The organism is Pseudomonas sp. I3-I5 (assembly GCF_022699445.1).
GTDB classification, from domain to species: domain Bacteria; phylum Pseudomonadota; class Gammaproteobacteria; order Pseudomonadales; family Pseudomonadaceae; genus Aquipseudomonas; species Aquipseudomonas fulva.
In genome coordinates, this window is the sequence record NZ_CP093940.1 from 1185628 (window position 1) to 1204281 (window position 18654).

14 protein-coding genes are annotated in these 18654 nt (G+C 61.8%); 12 read left to right on the forward strand and 2 right to left on the reverse strand.

From position 1 onward, the window contains the following. Positions 1-45: 45 nt before the first annotated feature. A complete protein-coding gene (locus MOP87_RS05320) occupies positions 46-1485 on the reverse strand; it encodes a DUF4214 domain-containing protein (RefSeq protein WP_145280471.1) in 1440 nt (479 codons plus the stop codon). Between the two features lie 17 nt (positions 1486-1502). Then, positions 1503-2384, reverse strand: coding sequence for a hypothetical protein (locus MOP87_RS05325; RefSeq protein ID WP_033695001.1), 882 nt, complete (start codon positions 2382-2384; stop codon positions 1503-1505). A gap of 522 nt (positions 2385-2906) precedes the next feature. Here MOP87_RS05325 and MOP87_RS05330 point away from each other — a divergent pair. From MOP87_RS05330 to MOP87_RS05385, 12 genes are all read left to right on the forward strand, one after another. Continuing rightward, positions 2907-4754: a type I secretion system permease/ATPase gene (locus MOP87_RS05330; RefSeq protein WP_027914280.1), complete on the forward strand. Its 1848-nt coding sequence runs from the start codon at positions 2907-2909 to the stop codon at positions 4752-4754. A 12-nt stretch (positions 4755-4766) separates the two neighbouring features. Beyond that, the gene (locus MOP87_RS05335; RefSeq protein ID WP_027914281.1) at positions 4767-6092 is read left to right on the forward strand and encodes an HlyD family type I secretion periplasmic adaptor subunit; all 1326 of its coding nucleotides are present in this window, start codon (positions 4767-4769) and stop codon (positions 6090-6092) included. Further along, a complete protein-coding gene (locus MOP87_RS05340; RefSeq protein ID WP_027914282.1) occupies positions 6089-7504 on the forward strand; it encodes a TolC family outer membrane protein in 1416 nt (471 codons plus the stop codon). Before MOP87_RS05335 ends, MOP87_RS05340 begins: the two co-directional genes overlap by 4 nt. Positions 7505-8072: 568 nt before the next feature. Further along, positions 8073-9104 (forward strand): GDP-mannose 4,6-dehydratase, encoded by a 1032-nt coding sequence (gene gmd, locus MOP87_RS05345; protein ID WP_242810206.1) that lies wholly within the window; start codon positions 8073-8075, stop codon positions 9102-9104. Then, positions 9104-10000 carry a GDP-mannose 4,6-dehydratase gene (locus tag MOP87_RS05350; RefSeq protein ID WP_242810207.1) on the forward strand — a complete coding sequence of 299 codons (897 nt, stop codon included), beginning with the start codon at positions 9104-9106 and terminating at the stop codon, positions 9998-10000. Before gmd ends, MOP87_RS05350 begins: the two co-directional genes overlap by 1 nt. Further along, a complete protein-coding gene (locus MOP87_RS05355; protein WP_242810208.1) occupies positions 9997-11139 on the forward strand; it encodes a glycosyltransferase family 1 protein in 1143 nt (380 codons plus the stop codon). The genes MOP87_RS05350 and MOP87_RS05355 overlap by 4 nt, the downstream gene beginning before the upstream one ends. Next, the gene (locus tag MOP87_RS05360) at positions 11136-12245 is read left to right on the forward strand and encodes a glycosyltransferase family 4 protein (protein WP_278187536.1); all 1110 of its coding nucleotides are present in this window, start codon (positions 11136-11138) and stop codon (positions 12243-12245) included. The genes MOP87_RS05355 and MOP87_RS05360 overlap by 4 nt, the downstream gene beginning before the upstream one ends. A 75-nt stretch (positions 12246-12320) precedes the next feature. Then, complete coding sequence (locus MOP87_RS05365; RefSeq protein ID WP_242810209.1) at positions 12321-13292, forward strand: SDR family oxidoreductase; 972 nt, start codon at positions 12321-12323, stop codon at positions 13290-13292. Next, positions 13289-14293, forward strand: a complete 1005-nt coding sequence (locus MOP87_RS05370; protein ID WP_049696398.1) for a glycosyltransferase family 4 protein — start codon at positions 13289-13291, stop codon at positions 14291-14293. The genes MOP87_RS05365 and MOP87_RS05370 overlap by 4 nt, the downstream gene beginning before the upstream one ends. 102 nt (positions 14294-14395) lie before the next feature. After that, a complete protein-coding gene (locus MOP87_RS05375) occupies positions 14396-16414 on the forward strand; it encodes a nucleoside-diphosphate sugar epimerase/dehydratase (protein ID WP_049696397.1) in 2019 nt (672 codons plus the stop codon). A gap of 281 nt (positions 16415-16695) precedes the next feature. Beyond that, positions 16696-17643, forward strand: a complete 948-nt coding sequence (locus MOP87_RS05380) for an IS110 family transposase (RefSeq protein ID WP_059183221.1) — start codon at positions 16696-16698, stop codon at positions 17641-17643. 643 nt (positions 17644-18286) lie between these two features. Beyond that, positions 18287-18622, forward strand: a complete 336-nt coding sequence (locus tag MOP87_RS05385) for a helix-hairpin-helix domain-containing protein (RefSeq protein ID WP_049696396.1) — start codon at positions 18287-18289, stop codon at positions 18620-18622. The last annotated feature ends 32 nt before the right edge of the window (positions 18623-18654 follow it).

Genomic DNA, 18654 nt, shown 5'->3' on the forward strand with positions numbered 1-18654 from the left:
GCCCGGCCTTGCGGCCGGGTGTACGTTTCGCTACGACAGGGCTAGTTACACTTGGCCGTGCAGTACAACGACGTTGTCGATGTTTGCGATGGCTTCGTTGGAACCAACGATGCCCAGGGCCACGTCGGCGTGAGTGCCGCCGTTGTCCAGGACAGCTTCCCAAGCAGCTTTGCCAGTTGCATCGGCTTCGCGGCCCAGTGCGGACTGGTACAGGGAGTCGATGAAGTCGCTGTTGGACTTCTGAGCAGCTTCAGCCGAGCCAACGATGCCAGCGGCCACTTCGGCGCGGCTGGTGCCGTTGAACAGCTGGGATACCCAAGCGTCCAGGCCTTCTTGCTCAACTTCGCGGCCCAGTACGTTTTCGTACAGTTCGCGGACGAAGTCACCGTTCGACTGATCCAGCTGGATGGCTTCGTTCGACAGAGCGATACCAGCAGCTACGTCGTTCAGGTTGCCACCGTTGGCCAGCACGGCTTGCCATGCAGTCGAGCCTTCTTCATCAGCGGCGCGGCCCAGGATAGCCTGGTACAGCTCGTTGATGTCTTGGGCCGAAGCAGCGCCAGCGAACTCAGCCGAGTTCAGGAACTGGTTGGCGATGTCGGTCAGCGAAGTGCCTTCGCTTACCAGGGCGGTGAAGTCTTTGGCGCCGGATGCATCAGCGTCACGACCCAGGATGCCTTGGTACAGGCGCAGGGCAGCTGCTTCTTCGTCGCTGTGAGCCAGGGCTACAGTTTCGGTGGTGTCACCGTTAACGAAGGTCAGGAACTCAGCGTCAGTGATGGCGGCAGTTTGGTTGCCGGTCAGGTTGACGTTGAAGTTGTTGCCGACGGTGAAGGTGTAGTCGTCGCGCGAACCGTCCAGCTGAACGATGTCGAAGCCAGCGCCAGCGTTGACGATGTCAGCGTGGTCGCTGCCGCTCAGGATGATGGTGTCATCGCCCGAACCGGTGGTCACGTTGTTGTTGCCCAGGCCAGCGATAACGGTGTTGTTGCCGTTGCCGGTCACGATGGTGTCGTTGCCGTCGCCAGCGTCGATCAGGGTGTTCTGGTCGCCTTTGACAGTGATGACGTCGTCACCGTTGCCAGTTGCAACTACCAGCTCGATGGCCGAAGTATCAACGGCTGGAGCCAGAGCAGCAGCGAAGGTTTGAACGTCGCCAGCAGCTGCTTGACCTTGCAGGTCAACAACCAGGTTGGCGTCGCTCTGCAGCACGTAGGCGCTAACGCCAGCGGCTTCGGCAGCAGCCAGGTCGACGACAACTTGGTCGCCTTGCTCGCCTTCGACTTCGCCGATAACGACGTCAGCTTGGCCGGAAGTTGGCAGCTGAACAACGTTGCCTTCGATGCCGGCGATGTTGACGTTTTCAACGGTGTCCAGGTTCAGCAGGCTGCTGATGGCAGCGATGGTGTTTTCGGACAGGTTGGCGCTATCGGCGTTCAGGGTGTCTTGCAGAGCGCTGCTCGACTGAGGGCTATCGTATTGCATGATGTATTCCTGTTACTTCAGGCCATGTGGCCCGCTGCAATAGTATTCTGCTCGGACGCAGAGTTTTCCCACGGAGACTTAAGGCGGGCAGCGTTCATCTTCGTTACGGGTGTTAGGGCGAGGTGCAAGGCCACCAGCGGCTCGTTGCCGGTGGGGCCGTGCATCATCTGATTCGCGACCAGGCGTTGTGGTTCCGTATTTTTGAAAACAACAAGGCCGGTTAATTCGTAATGCTTGCGCAGTGGGCCTACCAGGCTGAAACCAACACAGATCAGCGGTAGCCCCTGGCCACGGGCACCGACTGTGGTGCCTGTCGAGACATTGCGGCATGGGCCAGAGCCGGCCACCATGCAGGTATAAAGAAGGTCGACACCGACAGGCTTTTCGGCCCAGTCGATGGCGAAAGAATCGATAAATTCATCGGCGCCCGGCTCGCCAACCCAGCCTTCACCGGACACGACTTCGCCGCTTTGGCTCAGGTGGGCGGTTAAGGTAATCGGCAGCGGCTTGGTGCTGGCGGCGATGGCTTGCGAAGGATCGGTGCTTGCCACTACTGCGAAGGTACGCATGATGGCGGGGGAGGTGTCGATGCGATCAATGCGCAGGTCCACAGGCTCGATCACTTCGTCGAACATGTGGTACTCGGTGATCAGCACGGTGGTGACACCGCCTTTAACCCGGGCGACGATGGTGTCGCCAAGCTTGGTCAGCATGTTTTTGCTGACGCCCTCGGCGGGGAAGAAGTCGATGGAGCCTTTACCTAGCGGCGCTTGTTGTAGCGCGATGCAGACAGGTTTGTCTGCCGGAGGCTGGGAGGCGTACCTGAAGATATACATGCCCGGTTCGAGCAGGGTGACCCGGGAGCTGATTTTCAGGCCGTCCAGGGTTTGCGAAGGCATAGACATGGCGTTGTTAAGCTCCTTTTAAGCAATAACACTGGTAGCTAACGTGCTCAAACCCGTGCATACACTGAACTGCCATTGAAGGCTCCTTGCGAGTGGCGAAGATGCCGCCGGAGGGGGAAGATGTCAACCAAGAAATCTAAAAAAAAATTCATATCTGTGGGGAACTTAGCTATAAGAGGGATGATCTTTCGCCGCTTTTTGTTCATAACTGAGTAGCAGGGTAGGACGTTCCAGCATTCGAAAAATTCGCCTGAAATCAAAGAATTACGATATTGACGTGCGCACATGATTACTTTTGATGGTTTTCTGGCGTGTAGTTTTCGTCGATTTTAAGGTCTCTAGCCGTTGGTCACTCTGACCGCTTGAGCAACTGCCTGTTTCCGTTCTGCTCAAACATTTCATGAAATTCTACTGTTCGTCGCTGAACAAAGCGGCTCAAGGAGCAATCTGACACGCTGCCTTCTTTGGTGGGTGTTACACTGCCCGCCGCTTTCGCCACTCCTCAGTACGGACACCATGAGTTATCAATCCGAAAACACTCTGCAAGCCGCCCTTAGAGCCTGCAAAAGCAGCTTCCTTTCGGTAGGCTTCTTCAGTTTCTTCGTCAACGCACTGATGCTGGTGCCCACGTTCTTCATGATCCAGGTATCGGGTCGCGTGGTGCCCTCTAGCAGCACCTCCACCTTGCTCATGCTTACGCTGATCATGACCGTGTTGGTCGCGACAATGGGTACCTTGGAGTGGGTGCGCTCCCGCATCATGGTGCGCATCAGTAATCGCCTGGATGTGATGCTCAGCCGCGACGTGTATAGGGCAAGCTTCAAGCGTGCTCTGAATAGCGGCGGCTCTGACGCAACGGCGCAGTCCCTTAACGATCTCACCTCGCTACGTCAGTTCTTTACAGGGCCAGGGCTTTTTGCATTTTTCGATGCCCCATGGTTCCCCATTTATACCATCGTGATGTTCCTGTTCCACCCATGGTTCGGCTGGATGACCCTGTTTTGTGGCGCAGTGTTGACTGTGCTGGCTTTCGTAAACCATCGGTCTACTGGCGGTGCGTTGGCCGAAGCGAACAAGGAAAACGTAGCGTCCAACGTGGTAACGAACCGGACCCTGCGTAATGCCGAGGTCATCGAGTCGATGGGTATGCTTGATACCCTGATGAACCGGTGGGCCAAGCGCCAGCGCAACATCATGCTGTTGCAGTCCAATGCCAGTGATAAGGGCAGCGTGATCAGTTCTACCTCCAAGACATTCCGCATCTGGTCGCAGTCCATCATGCTGGCACTGGGTGCTTATCTCGTTGTGACGCACGAAATCAACCCCGGCCTCCTGATGGCAGGTTCACTGCTGTTGGGCCGCGCGCTGTCCCCCATCGACCAGATGATCGGCAGCTGGAAAGGCTTCGTCTCCGCGAAAGTCCAATACGACCGCCTCAGCAAAGTCATGGACGATCTGAAAAACGAACCTGAGCGCATGCCGCTTCCAGCGCCGGAAGGCCACATCCAGGTCGAGAACCTGATCGTCGCCCCGCCTGGCGCCAAGGCCCCGGTCATCCGCAGCATCAGCTTCGTGGCCCCGGCCGGTTCCATCGTCGGCATCGTCGGCCCAAGCGCCGCCGGTAAATCCACGCTGGTGCGTGCCCTGATGGGCATCTGGCCCCCACAGCACGGCGTGGTCCGCCTCGACGGCGCCGATATCGCCACTTGGGACAAGCAGGCCCTTGGTCCATACGTCGGCTACCTGCCGCAAGACATCGAGCTGTTCGAAGGCAGCATCAGCGAGAACATCGCCCGTTTCGACAAGATCGACCCGGAAAAGGTAGTGGAAGCGGCCCAGATGGCTGGCGTGCACGAGATGATCCTCATGCTGCCCGATGGCTACGACACGGTAATCGGCAGCGACGGCGTCAACCTGTCCGGCGGTCAGCGGCAGCGCATTGGTCTGGCCCGTGCCATTTATGGCAACCCCCGTCTGGTGGTGCTCGACGAGCCTAACTCCAACCTCGACGATGTGGGTGAGCGCGCCCTGGGCGTGGCCCTGCAAAAGCTCAAGGCAACCGGTGCCACGGTCTTCATCGTCTCGCACCGCCCCAACATCCTCACCCGCCTGGACCGTATTCTGGTCATGTCGGGCGGTACCATTTCGCTGTACGGCGAGCGCGACCGCGTGATCGCCGAGCTGGCAGCGCAACAGGCTAAAGGCCAGCAGCGGGTCGCTCAGCCCGCGCCTGGCCAGCCCCCGGCCGCGCCGCCTGCTGCACCCAATGCCACGCCACCGGCCACCCCGCCCGCTGCACCCAATGCCGCGCCGCCCGCAGCCCCCGCTGCCGCGCCTGCCACCACCACCAGCACCGGCGTGTGAAAGGATTTCTAGATGAGCAGTAAAGCGATCACTACCTTCGATCACAATTTCGACGACATGCCCACGTCCGACCGCGGCATTCGCCGCATCGGCCTGACCATCGTCTTCGTTACATTCGGCATTTTCGGCAGCTGGGCGGCCTTTGCGCCACTCAGCAACGCTGTGCATGGTTCCGGTGTGGTCACCGTGCAGAACTACCGCAAGACCGTGCAGCACCTTGAGGGCGGCATCGTCAAGGAACTGCTGGCCCGTGACGGCGACCTGGTCAAGAAGGGCGACCCGCTGATCGTGCTGGACGAGTCCCAGCTCAGCGCCGAATACGAGTCCACCCGCAACCAGCTGATCGTGGCGCGCTATAAAGAAGCACGCCTGCGGGCAGAGCGCGACGGCCTGAACGAAATCCCGCCGGTCAAAATGGACGGCACTGACTCGGTCCGTGCTCAAGAGGCCATGGCGGGTGAGTTGCAGGTGTTCAACGCACGGCGCAACTCGTTGCAGGGTGAGATCTCGGTCAACCGCGAGCGCATCCAGCAGATGAAACAGCAGATCGCTGGTTTGAACGACATGATCGGGACCAAGAGCGGGCTTGAGAAGTCGTACACCGGTGAAATCAAGCAGCTCAAGGAGCTGTTGGCCGAAGGCTTCGTGGACAATCAGCGCCTGCTCGAGCAGGAGCGCAAGCTGGACATGCTCAAGACCGAAGTGGCGGACCACCGCTCCAACATCACCAAGACCAACCTGCAGATTGGTGAGACCGAATTGCAGATCGTGCAGTTGAAGAAGAAATTCGACTCGGACGTGGCAAATGAGCTTTCGGACGTTCAGGCTCAGGTCTTCGACCTTCAGGAAAAGGAAGCAGCCCTGCGTGATCGCCTATCGCGTGTGGTGATTCGCGCGCCCGAAAGCGGCATGGTGCTGGACATGAAGGTACACACCATCGGCGGTGTAATCAGCGCGGCTACGCCGATTCTGGATATTGTGCCTGCACAGTCCGAGCTGGTGGTGGAGGCCAAGGTGGCCACCCGTGATATCGACCGTCTGGAGTTGGGTAAAACCGCAGACATTCGCTTTACCGCCTTCAACCAGGCTACCACGCCGGTCATCGAGGGCAAGCTGGTGCGCATTTCGGCGGACAGCCTGACCGACGAGCGCAGCGGCGACACCTACTACCTGGTGCGTGTGCAGGTGACCGAAGATGGCATGAAGAAACTTGGCAGCCGCAAGCTGCACCCCGGTATGCCTGCTGACGTGCTGATCAACGCCGGCGACCGCACCATGCTGCAGTACCTGCTCAAACCGGCCCGCAACATGTTCGCCGAATCGCTGATCGAGGAATGATTGTGCTGCGTTTGCTACCTGGAATGCTGATGTGCATGGTCGCCTGCCAGGCGGTGGCCGTGGAAGGGAAGGGCGCGCCGGCTGACGTGCCCAAGGCGGTGTCGGCGTCAACCTACACGCTGGACCTGGCCGGCCTGTACCGTGAGGCCAGGCTGGAAGACCCTCGGGTGCTGGCCGCCTATGCCCGCGCGCGCTCGGCCGAAGCCCAGCAGCGCGAAGCCTTGGGCGGCCTGCTGCCGCAGGTGTCGGCCAACGCCAACACCAGCCGCGTGCTGCGCAAGAACGAGATCGACCGCGACATCTATAACAACGAAAGCTATTCGTTGAGCCTGACCCAGTACCTGTACAACAAGCCGGCCTGGGAGCGGTACCAGAAGTCCAAGAGCGTCAAGGACCAGAAGGGCCAGCAGGCCGAAGATACCCTGGCCGAAGCCACGGTCGACCTGGCCAAGCGCTACTTCGTGGCCCTGGCCGCCGACGACGAGCTGGCGCTGGTGCAGGCCGAGCGTCGCGCCACCCAGAAAAACCTGGACCGTGTCACCAGCATGTTCGACCGGCAGATGGCCAAGATCACCGACAAGCTGGACATGCAGGCGCGCGTCGACTTCCTGGCCGCCCAGGAGGTGGAAGCCCGCAACCAGGTGCAGGTCAGCCGTGAGGCGCTGGCCGAGATCGTCGGTCGGCCCATCACCGAGCCGCTGAGCCGGGTGCGTAACGATGTGGCGCTGCAGGCGCCCACCCGCCCTTTGCAGGAGTGGTTGACCCAGGCCGTGGAAACCAACCCGCAGCTCAAGGCCTCGCGCAGCGGTGCCGAGGCGGCCATGGCGGCCGTGCGCGAAGGCAAGGGCGAGCACTATCCGCAGCTGTCCCTGAGCCTGAGCGCCCAGCAGAGTGACCAGGGTTACGACAACACCCAGGCGCCGCGCAGCGACAGCTATGTGGCAAGCCTTGGGGTGAAGATCCCGATCTACAGCGGTGGCTCCACCTCGGCTCGCGTGCGTGGGTTGTATGACGAGCAGCTGGCGGCCGAAGAACAGCTCGAAGGCATTCGCCGCCAGGTGGTGAAGGAAACCACCACGGCCTTCCTCACGGCCCAGGCGGCGGTGGACAAGATCCGCGCCAACCGCAACGCCCTGTCCTCGGCCCAGCAGTCCAGCGTAGCGGCGCAGAAGGCGTTCAGTTACGGGGTGGTCAACGCGGTGGATGTGCTGACCAGCGTGCAGAACGAGTTCAAGGCGCGTCGTGATTTGCTCAAGACGCAGTATGACTTCATCACCAATCTGTTCCTGCTCAATCGTTGGGCGGGTCAGCTCAACCAGGACAGCGTGGACAACGTCAATGTGTGGTTGAGCCCTGTGCCAGAGCCGACCCTGCCGGGCGGTGACGTGGCGCGGCTGGATGCGCGCCGCTGATTGGACGGGTGGGGTGGGCTTCGGCGGCAGCTTGGGTGGTTGAAAGGGGGCGCTCGGCAGGGGCCTGTTAACGTTTCTCAGAGCCGTACGCGGCCCCCGTGTGGGAGCGGCCTCGCGCCGCGATGGCCGCGCAGCGGCCCCAGGATTGCAGCTTCGCAATTGATAGTGCTGGGGCCGCTGCGCGGCCCATCGCGGCGCGAGGCCGCTCCCACACGGCCCCCGGAATATCCGCTGCGAAGCTGCAATCCTGGGGCCGCTTTGCGGCCCATCGCGGCGCAAGGCCGCTCCTACACGACCAGCCTTTAGAACCCACCCAAATTCAGACCATTCCTACACCCCAAGCACTGGCCATTCTCCCCCCTGGAACTTATTCTCCCGCGCCGGTTCCTAACCCCTTCAATAAGGCCTGACCAGCAGCTGGCGCCGCGCCAGTACTTTGTGAGTCGAGTACTCCCCCCGACCTATGTATACTGCCGCATGCAAGCGAGTACGCGCGGCTCGGAGCTGCCGCGTCAAGCCCCAATAATCACACATGCCCGCACGGCACTATCGGAGTTGGTTAAGTCGCATGAAAGCAATCGTTACTGGGATCACTGGTCAAGACGGCGCCTACCTGGCGGAACTGCTGCTGGAAAAGGGCTATACGGTCTACGGCACCTACCGTCGTACCAGCTCGGTTAACTTCTGGCGTATCGAAGAGTTGGGCATCCACACCAACCCTAACCTGCACCTGGTCGAGTACGACCTCACCGACCTGTCGGCCAGCATCCGCCTGCTGCAAACCACCGAAGCCACCGAGGTGTACAACCTCGCCGCACAAAGCTTCGTGGGTGTGTCCTTCGAGCAACCCCTGACCACCGCCGAAATCACCGGCCTGGGCGCTGTCAACCTGCTCGAAGCCATCCGTATCGTCAACCCGAAGGTACGCTTCTACCAGGCCTCCACCTCCGAAATGTTCGGCAAGGTGCAGGAAATCCCGCAGGTCGAAACCACCCCGTTCTACCCGCGTAGCCCCTACGGTGTGGCCAAGCTGTACGCCCACTGGATGACCATCAACTACCGCGAGTCGTACAACCTCTTTGCCACCAGCGGCATCCTGTTCAACCACGAGTCGCCCCTGCGCGGCCGTGAGTTCGTGACCCGCAAGATCACCGACTCGGTCGCCAAGATCAAACTGGGCCTGCTGGACAAACTGGAACTGGGCAACCTCGACGCCAAACGCGACTGGGGCTTTGCCAAGGAATACGTCGAAGGCATGTGGCGCATGCTGCAGGCTGACGAGCCAGACACCTTCGTACTGGCCACCAACCGCACCGAAACCGTGCGTGACTTCGTCACCATGGCCTTCAAGGCCGCTGGTATCGAAATCAACTGGAGCGGCAAGGACGAAGCCGAGCAAGGCACCTGCGCTGCAACCGGCAAGGTACTGGTCGTCATCAACCCGAAATTCTACCGCCCAGCCGAAGTCGAGCTGCTCATCGGCAACCCGGACAAAGCCAAGCAGGTACTGGGCTGGGAGCCTAAAACCAGCCTTGAAGAGCTGTGCCGCATGATGGTCGAAGCCGACCTGCGTCGTAACGAAAAAGGGTTCTCGTTCTGATGCAAATGGCCAGCAAACGCGCACTCGTCACCGGGATCAATGGCTTCACAGGTCGCTACATGGCGGCCGAATTGCAGGCCAATGGTTATGAAGTGATCGGTACCGGGAGCCAGCCTTCGACGGCGCCCGATTACCACCAGGTCGATCTGGCCGATGGGCCGGGCCTGCGTGCGTTGCTGGCCGAACTGCAGCCGGATGTGATCGTGCATCTGGCTGCCATTGCGTTTGTCGGGCACGGCGCTGCCGATGCCTTCTATCAGGTCAACCTGATCGGCACGCGCAACCTGCTCGAAGCCATTGCGGCCTGCGGCAAAACGCCAGAGTGCGTACTCATTGCCAGCAGTGCCAATGTCTACGGCAATGTTTCCGAAGGGATGCTGGACGAGCACACCCCGCCTGCACCTGCCAACGACTACGCCGTCAGCAAGCTGGCGATGGAGTACATGGCAAAGCTGTGGTGCGACCGGCTGCCGATCGTCATCACGCGTCCGTTCAACTACACAGGTGTTGGGCAGGCCGAGAACTTCCTGCTGCCCAAGATCGTTTCGCACTTCCAGCGCAAGGCCCCAGCCATCGAACTGGGCAACCTGGATGTGTGGCGTGACTTCAGCGACGTGCGCGCCGTGGTGCGTGCCTACCGTGGCCTGATCGAGGCGCGGGCAGTGGGCCAGACCGTGAACGTGAGTTCCGGCATCACCCATTCGCTGCGCGAAGTCATCGCCAAGTGCTCGGCCATCACCGGGCACACGCTTGACGTGCAGGTAAACCCTGCGTTCGTGCGCGCCAACGAGGTCAAGACCTTGTGCGGCGACAACGCCCGCCTGCGGGCGCTGGTGCCGGGTTGGGAAACACCCGATCTGGACGAAACGCTGGGTTGGATGCTCGCCGGTCAATGAAGGTCATTCTTTCCGTCGAGTCGGTTCGCTTCCCGCTGACCGGTATCGGGCGTTACACCTACGAGCTGGCCTCGCGGCTGCAGCAGTGCGATGACATCGACGACCTGCGGCTGTTTGCCGGGCGCAGCTTCGTGCCAGCGCTTCTCAAGCCAGCAGACCAGTCCGATGCCGTGCATGGGCTCAAGCGTTTCGTCCAGAAAAACGCCTTGGCCGTCGAAGCCTACCGGCGGCTGATGCCGTTTCTGCGTAAGCGCGCACTGCGTGGGCATGATGACTTCATCTACCACAGCACCAACTTTTACCTGCCGCCCTTCGCAGGCCGCAGCGTCGCCACGTTCCACGACTTGTCGCCTTTCACCTGGGCCCATTGCCATACCCCGCAGATCGCCCGGTACTTGCAAAAAGAGCTCCTGCTGACGCTTGAGCGGGCCGATGCGCTGATCACGGTGTCCCATTACATTCGCCAGGAGCTGGCCGATTACTTCAACTGGCCGCTTGAGCGCATTCATGCGGTTCCCCTGGCCAGCTCGCCGCAGTTCCATCCCCGTAGCCCGCAGGCGCTCACACAAACGCTGGCGCGTCATGGTCTCGAACCTGGTGGCTACAGCCTGTTCGTGGGCACCATCGAGCCGCGCAAGAACATCGAAAACCTGCTCGACGCTTATGGCCGCCTACCGCTTGCCCTGCGCCAACGCTGGCCGCTGATCCTCACCGGCTACCAAGGCTGGCGCAGCGAGGACATCCACGCCCGCATCGCCCAGGCGCAGCAGCAGGGCTGGGCCCGCTACCTGGGCTTCGCCCCCAGCGAAGACTTGCCGTTGCTGTTCGCCGGCGCCCGGCTGTTCACCTTCCCGTCCCACTACGAAGGCTTTGGCCTGCCCGTGCTCGAAGCCATGAGCTCCGGCGTGCCGGTGGTGTGCTCCAACAGCTCTTCGCTGCCTGAGGTCGCAGGCCATGCAGCGCTCATGTGCGCGCCCGATGACGTGGAAGGCTTGACCGCACTGCTGCAACGGGGCCTGGAAGACGAAGCCTGGCGCGCCACGGCCATTGCCCAGGGCTTGCAGCATGCCGGTGGTTTCTCGTGGGAACGGTGTGCCCAAGGCACCCTTGAGGTGTATCAAGCGGTCAAGCAACGATGATCAAGGTTCTGCATTTTTTCAAAACCTACTACCCCGATTCCATGGGCGGTATCGAGCAGGTGATCTTCCAGATCGCCGAGGGCACCCAGGCTCACGGTATCGAACCTGAGGTGCTGTACCTGAGCTCACGTGGCGCTGCCCGCAACCAGCCGGTGGCCAACCACCTCACGCACCGTGCCAAGCTGGACCTGCATGTCGCCTCCACCGGCTTTTCGCTGTCGGCCTTCAAGGACTTTGCCGAACTGGCCCGCAAGGCCGATATCGTGCATTTCCACTTCCCTTGGCCGTACATGGACCTGGTGCACTTCGCCACCCGGCTGAACAAGCCGACCGTGGTCAGCTACCACTCCGACATCGTCAAGCAGAAGTGGCTGCTCAAGCTGTACCAGCCGCTGATGAACCGCTTTTTTTCCAGCGTCGACCGCATTGTGGCGTCTTCACCCAACTATGCGGCGCACAGCCCGGTATTGACCCAGTTCAAGGACAAGGTGTCGATTATCCCGTATGGTCTGGACCGGTCCACGTACCCCAAAGCCAGCGCCGAAAAGCTGGCGTACTGGCGGCAACGGTTGGGCGAACGGTTCTTCCTTTTCGTCGGGGCGCTGCGTTATTACAAGGGGCTGGACTACCTGCTGGAGGCCGCGCGTATCAGCGGCTTGCCCGTGGTCATCATGGGCGGCGGTTTCCTGGAGCAGCAGCTGCGCCAGCAAGCCAACGACGCGGGCCTGAGCCAGGTGCAGTTCCTGGGTGGCTTGCCGGACGAAGACAAGGTGGCGCTGCTGGAACTGTGCTATGCCTTTACCTTCCCGTCGCACCTGCGTTCGGAGTCCTTTGGCATCTCGCTGCTGGAAGCGGCCATGTACGGCAAGCCGCTGATCTCCTGCGAAATGGGCTCCGGCACCACCTTCATCAACCTGGCCGACCAGACCGGGCTGGTGGTACCGCCGCGCGATGCACCGGCGCTGGCCCAGGCCATGCAGCAGCTGTGGGACGACCCGGCACAGGCCCAGGCCATGGGTGCCGCCGCCCAGCAACGCTTCGAGAACGTCTTTACCGCATCGGCCATGGCCAATGCCTACGCCGAGCTGTATCGCAGCCTGTTGTAGCCCGGTCAGTCAGGCACAACGGGCGCGAAGATCGCCGCATGCCGGCCTTGCCGGTGTGAACCGAGAACGGATTTCATGGAACGACGCACGTTATTGATCACTGGGGCCTCGGGCTTTGTCGGCAGCGCCCTGTGCCAGCGCCTGGCGACGGTCGAAGGCCTTACGCCCCGCGCCGCCTTGCGCCCCAGCAGCCAATCGCCCCTGGCAGGCATTGACGCGGTCACCGTTGCGGACCTGAGCGCCGATACCGACTGGCAGGCGGCCCTTATCGATGTAGACGTCGTGGTGCACGCGGCGGCGCGTGTGCATGTGATGAAGGAAACCGCCACCGACAGCCTGGCCGAGTTTCGCCGTGTGAACGTGCAAGGCACGCTCAACCTGGCCCGCCAAGCGGCGGCTGCGGGCGTGCGGCGCTTCATTTTCATCAGCTCGATCAAGGTCAATGGCGAAACCAGCCAGCCGGGCCGGCCACTGCATGCCGATGATGCCCCCGCGCCCCAGGATGCCTATGGCGTTTCCAAGCACGAGGCCGAGCAGGGGCTGCGGGCGGTAGCCGCCGAAACGGGCATGGAGGTCGTCGTGATCCGGCCGGTGCTGGTCTACGGCCCAGGCGTCAAGGCCAACTTCCTGAGCATGATGCGCTGGCTGGAGCGTGGCGTGCCCCTGCCGCTGGGGGCGGTACACAATCGCCGCAGCCTGGTCTCGCTGGGCAACCTGGTCGATCTGGTCATCACCTGTGTGGATCACCCAGCGGCAGCGGGCCAGACGTTCCTGGCCAGTGATGGCGAGGCTGTATCCTTGAGCGAGCTGCTGCGGGCCCTCGGCCGGGCGCTGGGCCGTCCAGCCCGCCTGGTGCCGGTGCCCGCCGCGCTGTTGCAAACGGGCGCCGCGCTGCTGGGGCGCCGTGACCTGGCCCAGCGCCTGCTGGGCTCGCTGCAAGTGGACATCACCAAGAACCACCAGCTGCTGGGCTGGCGACCGCCCTACACGCTGGAGCAAGGCCTGGCCGCCACCGCGCACGCCTTCAAGGAGAACCACCGCCCATGACCGCCATCCTCATCGTGGCAGGCATCGCCACCTGGCTGATGACGGCGGCACTGCGCCGTTACGCGCTGTCGCGCAGCCTGCTGGACATTCCCAATGCCCGCAGTTCGCACACCTTGCCCACGCCCCGTGGCGGGGGGGTGGCCTTCGTCGTGGCCTTCATGGTCGGTGTGCTGGTGCTGGGCTGGGCCGGGTACGTGGCGCCGTCGGTGCTGGTGGGCATCCTCGGGGCAGGGGGCCTGGTGGCCGTGATCGGGTTCATGGACGACCACGGGCACATTGCCGCGCGCTGGCGCCTGCTGGGCCATTTCGCCGCAGCCGCCTGGGGGCTGGCCTGGCTGGGTGGTCTGCCGCCGATCAGCGTGTTCGGCTGGCCGTTGCATGCCCTGTGGCTAGCCGCGCCGCTGGGGCTGCTGTACCTGGTCTGGCTGTTGAACCTGTACAACTTCATGGACGGCATCGATGGCATTGCCAGCATCGAAGCCATTTGCGTGTGCCTGGGCGGCACCGTGCTGTTCTGGCTGGCGGGTGCGCCGGGTGCTGCGTGGTTGCCGCTGCTGCTGGCCGCCACCGTCACCGGTTTCCTGATCTGGAACTTCCCGCCTGCCCGCATTTTCATGGGCGATGCGGGCAGTGGTTTTCTTGGCATCGTGCTGGGTTTGCTGGCAATCGTGGCAGGTTGGATAGATCCGCTACTCTTCTGGGGGTGGTTAATACTTTTGGGTGTCTTCGTGGTAGACGCTACCTTCACCTTGGCGCGCCGTTTGCTACGCGGTGAAAGGGTCTACGAAGCACATCGTAGCCATGCCTACCAGTACGCCTCGCGGCGCCACGGTCGTCACCGGCCGGTGAGCCTGGCGGTGGCGGCCATCAACCTGGGCTGGCTGCTGCCCGTCGCGTTGGTCGTCGTGGTGCTCAAACTTGATGGGGCAACCGGAACCTTGGTGGCCTATGCCCCTCTGATACTGTTGGCAGTTGCCTACCGGGCAGGGGAGAAGGAATAGCATGCTCCAGCAAGGCGGGCGCAATCAGGGTTGTACAGGGCTGTATGTTCGGCAGTCGCTCTGGTCATTTTCACAAGATGGCGTAGCCATGAGGAAAACCCGATGAGCAATGCGAAGAACGACAGGCTGCGGCAGTTTCTGGTCACCCTGTCACGCCGGCAGAAACGCCTGATCCAGGTGTGTGCCGACATTGCCCTCATCTGGTTCGCGCTGTGGCTGTCGTTCATCGTGCGGCTGGGCGTGGAGGAGATGTACAACCCCATCGTCGAGCACACCTGGCTGTTCATGGCCGCGCCGTGCGTGGCCATCCCCTTGTTCATCCGCTTCGGCATGTACCGGGCGGTGATGCGCTACTTCGGCAACGATGCGCTGGTGGCGATCATCAAGGCGGTGACCCTGTCTTCGCTGATCCTGGCGGTGGTGGTGTACTGGTACAGCAACCACGAGGTGGTGGTACCGCGCTCGATCATCTTCAACTACTGGTGGTTGAGCATGGTGATCATCGGCGGCTTGCGCCTGATCATGCGCCAGTATTTTCTGGGCGACTGGTTCACTGGCGCCCATCAGATCCCTTTCGCCAACCGCGACGACGGGCAGATCAAGGTAGCCATCTATGGTGCAGGTACCGCCGGCAACCAGCTGCTGGCGGCGTTGCGCATGGGCCGGGTGATGCGCCCGGTGGCCTTCCTCGACGATGACGGCGACCTGGCCAACCGGGTCATCTCCGGGCTGCAGGTCTACAAGCCCAAGCACCTGCAACAGATGCTCAAGGAAACCGGCGCCCAGGAGGTGTTGCTGGCACTGCCGTCGGCCACCCGCGCGCGGCGCCGGGAGATTCTCGCCCTGCTCGAACCGTACCCCCTGCACGTGCGAAGCGTGCCGGCCTTTGCCGACCTGGCCACTGGCCGGGTAAAGGTGGACGATATTCAGGACGTGGACATTGCCGACCTGCTCGGGCGCGACCCGGTGCCCGCGCAGGAAGGCTTGCTGGAGCGCTGCATTCACAAGCAGGTGGTGCTGGTGACCGGTGCCGGCGGCTCCATTGGCGCCGAGCTGTGCCGGCAGATCATCGGCCTTGGGCCCAAGACCTTGCTGCTGCTGGACCATGCCGAATTCAACCTGTACAGCATCCTCAGCGAGCTGGAGCAGCGCGTGGCCCGCGAATCGCTGTCGGTGCAGTTGCTGCCGATCCTGGGCTCGGTGCGCAACCAGCAACACCTGGTCGATGTGATGAGCACCTGGCGCGTGGACACCGTCTACCATGCAGCTGCCTACAAGCATGTGCCGATGGTCGAGCACAACATCGCCGAAGGCATTCTCAACAACGTCTACGGCACCTTGTGCACGGCCCAGGCGGCATTGCAGACCGGGGTGGCCAATTTCGTGCTGATCTCCACCGACAAGGCCGTGCGCCCGACCAATGTGATGGGCAGCACCAAGCGACTGTCCGAGTTGATTCTGCAGGCGCTCAGCCGGGAAGCGGCGCCGGTGCTGTATGGCGATTGCAACAAGATCGCGCGGGTGAACAAGACCCGCTTCACCATGGTGCGTTTCGGCAACGTGCTGGGTTCGTCCGGTTCGGTGATTCCGCTGTTCCACCAGCAGATCAAGACAGGTGGCCCGCTGACGGTTACCCACCCCAAGATCACCCGTTACTTCATGACCATCCCGGAGGCGGCGCAACTGGTGGTGCAGGCCGGGGCCATGGGGCAGGGCGGGGATGTGTTCGTACTGGACATGGGCGAGCCGGTGCGCATCGTCGAGCTGGCGGAGAAGATGATTCACCTGTCGGGCTTGAGCGTGCGCAGCTCGTCCAATCCTCAGGGCGACATCGCCATCGAGTTCACGGGTTTGCGGCCGGGTGAGAAGTTGTACGAGGAGCTGCTGATCGGCGACGACGTATCCCCCACCGCGCACCCGATGATCATGGCGGCCAACGAAGACTACCTGGCCTGGGAACGGTTGCGCGAAGGGCTGACGATGTTGCTGGCGGCGGTGGCCGAGGACGACTTCACCCGGGTGCGGCAGTTGCTGCGCGAGATGGTGAACGGGTATTCGCCGCAGGGCGATATCGTGGACTGGGTTTATTTGCAGCGTCGCCAGGGGCCGGTGGAGCGGTAAGTGCTTGAGCCGTCGATTGGGCTCGGTGCCCCGGGGCCGCTTTGCGGCCCATCGCGGCGCGAGGCCGCTTGTGTCTTGATTAGAGATTAGAATCTGGAGTGAGAGCGGTGAATGGCAAGCTGAAGGCCGCAGGTGCCTTGAGCACGAGTGGGAGCACAAGCTGCCATTCACCGTTCCACTTTGGCGAGAGCCCGAACAGTTGGACGCGGCTCTGATCTCGAATCACAAGCGTGGGCCAAGCCAAAGTCCTCTCACAGTGTTGAGTTTAGGAGATTTAGGCGATGGTTTCCTACCTGGGTATCGATGTTTCTAGTCTTTCGCTTGATGCTGCGGTACGGCCTCAGGGCACCAGACTTCATGTAAGCAATGATCCGGCGGGATTCGAAGCGTTGCTCGATGGCCTTTGCGGTCTCAGCATAAAGCGTGTTCTGCTGGAGGCCACAGGTGGCTATGAGCGTAATATCCTGAGGTTCTTGCAGGACGCGGGCTACAAGGTCATACGCGTCAATCCCAGGCGAGCCCGAGCGTTCGCAGAATCCATCGGAGTCAAAGCCAAGACCGACGCCATCGATGCCGAAGTACTGGCCCACTACGCTGAGGTCATTCCAGACCAGCCCACCCTGCGGATCAGCCCGGAGCGTGCGCTGTTGCGAGAATTGCTGCAGCAACGTGATCGGCTGGTTCAGCAGCGTGATGACGACCGCAGGCGCCTGAAACAGGCGCAGTTCAGCGCGGTGTCCGACTTTCTGAAAGCCAACCTTCAGCACTTCAAGTCGCAGATCAAGCTGATTGAGCAAGCGATCAGCCAGCAAACGGAAGCCCTGAAAGATGAACGGGTTACTCAGCTGGTCCAGGTCAAAGGCATTGGGCTGGTAACGGCGGGCAAGCTGATAACACTTCTGCCAGAACTGGGGCGTGTAGAGTCCAAAGAAATAGCCTCGTTGGTCGGGGTGGCGCCTTTTAACCACGACAGCGGAAAATCCGTGGGCAAACGCTCTATCTCGGGCGGGCGGTTTGAGGCCAGGCGATCGTTGTATATGTCATGCCTTGTGGCGATAAAGTACAACCCAGCACTCAAGGCTCGTTATGAGGCGCTGCGCGGACGCGGAAAAGTTGCCAAGGTCGCCCTCGTAGCCTGTATGCGGGTATTGATCGTACGGCTCAATGCCATGCTAAGGACGGGCAAGCCTTGGCTTGATCTGGTCTTGCCACAGCCTATGCGGACCTAGAGCAGGAAGCCGACGTAACTCATACAGGAGCGGGCTTGCCCATCAATCCAATACCGCGCTGGATGGCACGGGCTTCGCCCGTGGCCGCGCGACAAGCGCGCCCCCTGGGGGGCGGGCTAGATTTTAAATAAATCGGGCAAGACAGTTGCTCCCACAGGTCCGGGTAGGCCTGTGCTTCACGCCGTGTCATCGCCTGCCTAGCACCGCATCTGAAGGCTAACGCCTCCCGGGGTGGGAGCGGCCTCGCGCCGCGATGGGCCGCAAAGCGGCCCCAAGATCTAAAGCGCGCCTACCATCTCCGCGGCTCTTACCCCGTAGGGCACCCAGCACCCCCGCATTCAGCACCACATCACACACCCCAACCCCCAAGCGACTACCCCGACACGCTTGTCAGACTCAAGACCCCCACCACGTCAGCCCCATTCTCCATCGGTCATCCCCCTGCCCATAAACCCTGCACGCCCCGGCCAACCCAGGCAAAACCACCTCTCCAACCACCCCCCACCCTAAGCCCACTCCCGACCAATCCAGTAACCATTACCCCACTCCCAACCCTGTCCCACCCCCCACCTCCAGCGCTAGGGTTAACCCCGCAGCCCAAGGAACAGGCTGCCAGAAACGACCAACCCTAGGAGTATTCATCATGCGTAAAAACCTGCTCACCGCGCTGCTGCTCCCACTCATCGCCAGCCTTTCATTCACCGTAAACGCAGCACCGACCAATGCCACGACCATGGTCGAACCCATGGCGATGGTCGCCCAGGCAAGCCAGTCAGCAACCCCGCTGGTCGACCTCAACAGCGCAGATGCCCTGACGCTCCAGAAAGAACTCAACGGCATCGGCAAGGCAAAGGCCGAGGCAATCGTCGCCTACCGCGAAGCCCACGGGCCATTCGCGTCGGTCGATGAACTGCTCGAGATAAAAGGCATCGGCAATGCGCTGCTAGAACGCAACCGCGACAAGCTGAAAGTGCAATAAGTACAGAGGGGCGGGCCTTCGACAGGCCCGCT